The 5,707-nt window shown below is 52.6% G+C and carries 3 rRNA genes; all 3 read left to right on the top strand.

The annotated features are described in order from the left end of the window. Positions 1-384: 384 nt before the first annotated feature. The 3 genes from WMQ00_RS11915 to rrf all read left to right on the top strand — a co-directional run bounded on the left by WMQ00_RS11915 (position 385) and on the right by rrf (position 5,697). Positions 385-1,902, top strand: a 16S ribosomal RNA gene (locus tag WMQ00_RS11915). Between the two features lie 469 nt (positions 1,903-2,371). Further along, positions 2,372-5,440 (top strand): 23S ribosomal RNA (locus WMQ00_RS11910). Positions 5,441-5,579: 139 nt separating this feature from the next. Beyond that, positions 5,580-5,697: ribosomal RNA gene (gene rrf, locus WMQ00_RS11905) — 5S ribosomal RNA — on the top strand. The 16S, 23S and 5S rRNA genes sit together here, the layout of an rRNA operon. Positions 5,698-5,707: the final 10 nt, after the last annotated feature.

The raw sequence follows: 5,707 nt of genomic DNA, 5'->3' as shown, positions 1-5,707 counted from the left end.
TGGTGGTGATGTTTGAGAACTCAATAGTGTGCCAATGTACTTTTTATTTTTTGTGTGCATGGTTGTGTGTTGATTGGTTTGTCTGCCAGCAGGCTTAGTGGTTTGTTGGTTGGTGTGTGCCGGTTGGGTATGTGGAACACGTACCTTTTTGAATGCTGTTTGGTGTTTCGGCTGCATTGAGATGGATTGGTTGGCATGTGATTGTGTTTACCTTTTTTGGTTTCCTCTTTTTGACCCCGTCGGGTTGAGGGGACTGTTTATTTTTTCTTTGTAGTAATTTTTTGGACGCCAGCATGAGCTGCATTTTGTGTGGTTTGTGGTGGTTTGTTCTTTTGTTGGGTTTCGGGCTTTTCACGGCCTGTTTCGGATTTGTTCTGAAATTTTTTTGTGGAGAGTTTGATCCTGGCTCAGGACGAACGCTGGCGGCGTGCTTAACACATGCAAGTCGAACGGAAAGGCCCTGCTTGCAGGGTACTCGAGTGGCGAACGGGTGAGTAACACGTGGGTGATCTGCCCTGCACTTCGGGATAAGCCTGGGAAACTGGGTCTAATACCGGATAGGAGCCATTTTTAGTGTGATGGTTGGAAAGTTTTTTCGGTGTAGGATGAGCTCGCGGCCTATCAGCTTGTTGGTGGGGTAATGGCCTACCAAGGCGGCGACGGGTAGCCGGCCTGAGAGGGTGGACGGCCACATTGGGACTGAGATACGGCCCAGACTCCTACGGGAGGCAGCAGTGGGGAATATTGCACAATGGGCGCAAGCCTGATGCAGCGACGCCGCGTGGGGGATGACGGCCTTCGGGTTGTAAACTCCTTTCGCTAGGGACGAAGCTTTTTGTGACGGTACCTAGATAAGAAGCACCGGCTAACTACGTGCCAGCAGCCGCGGTAATACGTAGGGTGCGAGCGTTGTCCGGAATTACTGGGCGTAAAGGGCTCGTAGGTGGTTTGTCGCGTCGTCTGTGAAATTCCGGGGCTTAACTCCGGGCGTGCAGGCGATACGGGCATAACTTGAGTACTGTAGGGGTAACTGGAATTCCTGGTGTAGCGGTGAAATGCGCAGATATCAGGAGGAACACCGATGGCGAAGGCAGGTTACTGGGCAGTTACTGACGCTGAGGAGCGAAAGCATGGGTAGCGAACAGGATTAGATACCCTGGTAGTCCATGCCGTAAACGGTGGGCGCTAGGTGTGAGGGTCTTTTCACGACTTTCGTGCCGTAGCTAACGCATTAAGCGCCCCGCCTGGGGAGTACGGCCGCAAGGCTAAAACTCAAAGGAATTGACGGGGGCCCGCACAAGCGGCGGAGCATGTGGATTAATTCGATGCAACGCGAAGAACCTTACCTGGGCTTGACATACACCGGATCGGGCTAGAGATAGTCTTTCCCTTTGTGGCTGGTGTACAGGTGGTGCATGGTTGTCGTCAGCTCGTGTCGTGAGATGTTGGGTTAAGTCCCGCAACGAGCGCAACCCTTGTCTTATGTTGCCAGCATTTGGTTGGGGACTCATGAGAGACTGCCGGGGTCAACTCGGAGGAAGGTGGGGATGACGTCAAATCATCATGCCCCTTATGTCCAGGGCTTCACACATGCTACAATGGTCGGTACAACGCGCAGCGACACTGTGAGGTGGAGCGAATCGCTGAAAGCCGGCCTTAGTTCGGATTGGGGTCTGCAACTCGACCCCATGAAGTCGGAGTCGCTAGTAATCGCAGATCAGCAACGCTGCGGTGAATACGTTCCCGGGCCTTGTACACACCGCCCGTCACGTCATGAAAGTTGGTAACACCCGAAGCCGGTGGCCCAAACTTGTTAGGGAGCCGTCGAAGGTGGGATCGGCGATTGGGACGAAGTCGTAACAAGGTACCCGTACCGGAAGGTGCGGGTGGATCACCTCCTTTCTAAGGAGCTTTATTATTTGGGCACAGTTGTGCCTTGTCCTGCCACTTTGTGGTGGGTGTTGGTTGAGTGTGCGAGTGTCATGCTGCCAACGTTGTTTGTTTGAAAATTTCCGGGTGGAAGATACACCTTTAAGACAAAGACCGAGTGTTTGAATGGCGCTTTGTGACACACAGTGTCGTGCACAGTTTGAAAAAAGTATTTGTTTGTATGTTGGTGCATTGTTGGGTGTCTGGGGCATTATCCCCTTTTTTGGTGCCTGACCATTTTGCTGGTGTGCATGGTTTGTGTGTGCTGGTTTGTGGTTGGGGTGTTGTGTGAGAACTGTATAGTGGACGCGAGCATTAAACACGTATGGCAGGCTGCGCTTTTGTGTGGTGTGTTGTGTGTGTTTGTGTGATTTCTTTTTTGTGTTTATTTTGTCAAGTTCACTTGTGTGGCCGCCCGCGCTTTTTGTGTGTGGTGGTTTGTGTGTTCGTTATTAAGGGCGCATGGTGGATGCCTTGGCATGCTGAGCCGATGAAGGACGTGAAAGGCTGCGTTAAGCCTCGGGGAGTTGTCAATTAAGCGTTGATCCGAGGATGTCCGAATGGGGAAACCTGGCCCTGGTTATGTGGGGTTACCCTTCAGTGAATTCATAGCTGTTGTGGGGGTTTACGCGGGGAAGTGAAACATCTCAGTACCCGTAGGAGAAGAAAATAATAATGATTCTGCTAGTAGTGGCGAACGAACGTGGATGAGGCTAAACCGTGTGCATGTGATACCTGGTAGGGGTTGTGTGTGCGGTGTTGTGGGCCCTGATGTGCGGTGACTACCATTGCCGCGCCCTCGCATTGTTGTTAGGTGAAGTGGTTTGGAATGGCCTGCCGGAGTAGGTGAGAGTCCTGTAGCTGAAGATGATGATGTGTGGGTTGTTGGGTTGCCCGAGTAGCAGCGGGCTCGTGGAATCTGCTGTGAATCTGCCGGGACCACCCGGTAAGCCTAAATACTCAGTGTGACCGATAGTGTATGAGTACCGTGAGGGAATGGTGAAAAGTACCCCGGGAGGGGAGTGAAATAGTTCCTGAAACCATGTGCTTACAATCCGTCAGAGCACCGTGTGTGTGTGATGGCGTGCCTTTTGAAGAATGAGCCTGCGAGTCAGCGGCATGTCGCGAGGTTAACCCGTGTGGGGTAGCCGTAGGGAAACCGAATCCTAATGGGGTGTCAAGTGGCATGTCCTGGACCCGAAGCGGGGTGATCTACCCATGGCCAGTGTGAAGCAGCTGTAAGAGGTTGTGGAGGCGCGAACCCACGTAGGTTGAAAACTGCGGGGATGAGCTGTGGGTAGGGGTGAAAGGCCAATCAAACTCCGTGATAGCTGGTTCTCCCCGAAATGCATTTAGGTGCAGCGTCGTATTATAGCTTGGTGGAGGTAGAGCGACTGGTTGGTTGAGCGGGACTACAATCTTAGCAATGTCAGCCAAACTCCGAATGCCACTAATTGTGTTGTACGGCAGTGAGACTGTGGGGGATAAGCTTCATAGTCGAGAGGGAAACAGCCCAGATCGCCGGTTAAGGCCCCTAAGGGTGTACTAAGTGGAAAAGGATGTGGGATCGCGAAGACAGCCAGGAGGTTGGCTTAGAAGCAGCCATCCTTGAAAGAGTGCGTAATAGCTCACTGGTCGAGTGGTTCTGCGCCGACAATGTAGTGGGGCTCAAGTACACCGCCGAAGCCGCGGCAACAATTTTTTTGTTGGGTAGGGGAGCGTCGTGCATGGGTTGAAGCGTTACCGTAAGGAGGCGTGGACTGTGTGCGAGTGAGAATGCAGGCATGAGTAACGAATTGATAGGTGAGAATCCTATCCGCCGGATGACTAAGGGTTCCTGGGTCAAGTTCGTCTTCCCAGGGTGAGTCGGGACCTAAGGCGAGGCCGACAGGCGTAGTCGATGGATAACCAGTTGATATTCTGGTACCCGTACATGCGCGCCCATGATAAAGCACTGATACTAACCACCGCGGATGCATTGCTGGTCTTCTTTGAAGTCTGGTGGTGTTGATGTCGTGGGGCCTGATGTGTGGTTCAAGTGATGGGGTGACGCAGTGAGGTAGCCACGCCACTTATTGGATTGGTGGTGTAAGCGTGCAGACCGTGTGGTAGGTAAATCCGCCGCACATTTTGGTTGAGGCGTGATGCGTAGACCCATTGGGGTTGATGGTGGTGATCCTGTACTGTCGAGAAAAGCCTCTAGCGATGTGTGTGTATGGCCCGTACCCTAAACCGACACAGGTGGTCAGGTTGAAAATACTAAGGCGTTCGGGTGAACTGTGGTTAAGGAATTCGGCAAAATGCCCCCGTAACTTCGGGAGAAGGGGGGCCCTACGATGTGAGCATCCTTGCGGTGTTAAGCGTTGTGGGGTCGCAGAGAATAGAGGGAAGCGACTGTTTATCAAAAACACAGGTCCATGCGAAGACGTTAAGTTGATGTATATGGACTGACGCCTGCCCGGTGCTGGAAGGTTAAGAGGACCGGTTAGTCAACTTTGTTGGCGAAGCTGAGAATTTAAGCCCCAGTAAACGGCGGTGGTAACTATAACCATCCTAAGGTAGCGAAATTCCTTGTCGGGTAAGTTCCGACCTGCACGAATGGCGTAACGACTTCTCTGCTGTCTCAACCACAGGCCCGGTGAAATTGCACTACGAGTAAAGATGCTCGTTACGCGCGGCAGGACGAAAAGACCCCGGGACCTTCACTATAGCTTGGTATTGGTGTTTGGTTCGGTTTGTGTAGGATAGGTGGGAGACTTGGAAGCTATCACGCTAGTGGTGGTGGAGTCGTTGTTGAAATACCACTCTGATCGGATTGAGCATCTAACCTTGGCCCATGATCTGGGTTGGGGACAGTGCCTGGTGGGTAGTTTAACTGGGGCGGTTGCCTCCCAAAATGTAACGGAGGCGCCCAAAGGTTCCCTCAGCCTGGTTGGCAATCAGGTGGTGAGTGTAAGTGCACAAGGGAGCTTGACTGTGAGACAGACATGTCGAGCAGGGACGAAAGTCGGGACTAGTGATCCGGCACCTACTTGTGGATGTGGTGTCGCTCAACGGATAAAAGGTACCCCGGGGATAACAGGCTGATCTTCCCCAAGAGTCCATATCGACGGGATGGTTTGGCACCTCGATGTCGGCTCGTCGCATCCTGGGGCTGGAGTAGGTCCCAAGGGTTGGGCTGTTCGCCCATTAAAGCGGCACGCGAGCTGGGTTCAGAACGTCGTGAGACAGTTCGGTCTCTATCCGCCGCGCGCGTTGAAACTTGAAGAAAGCTGTCCCTAGTACGAGAGGACCGGGACGGACGTACCTCTAGTGTGCCAGTTATCCCGCCAGGGGTATCGCTGGTTGGCTACGTACGGAAGGGATAACCGCTGAAAGCATCTAAGCGGGAAGCCTGTTTTAAGATGAGGTTTCGTTAAGGTCCCCTAAAGACGATAGGGTAGATAGGCCAGACCTGGACGCACTGTAAGGTGTGAAGGCTACTGGTACTAATTGACCACAACAAACACCAACACACACTATGTGTGCTGGCAAAACAACAAAAACAGGAAACAACAAATTTGTCACTGTCGTGACCGCGTCCACTATGCAGTATCTGACACAACACCCGAACACCCATTAAAAAGAGAGGGTAGATGTTCTGAAGGTTTGTCGGTGGTCAATAGCTGCAGGGAAACGCCCGGTCCCATTCCGAACCCGGAAGCTAAGCCTGCACACGCTGATGGTACTGCAACCGGGAGGTTGTGGGAGAGTAAGTCACCGCCGACACCAAACAACA

It is taken from the genome of Corynebacterium sp. KPL2825 (assembly GCF_037908445.1).
Classification (GTDB): domain Bacteria; phylum Actinomycetota; class Actinomycetes; order Mycobacteriales; family Mycobacteriaceae; genus Corynebacterium; species Corynebacterium kefirresidentii.
This window is presented reverse-complemented; position numbering and strand designations above follow the sequence as displayed.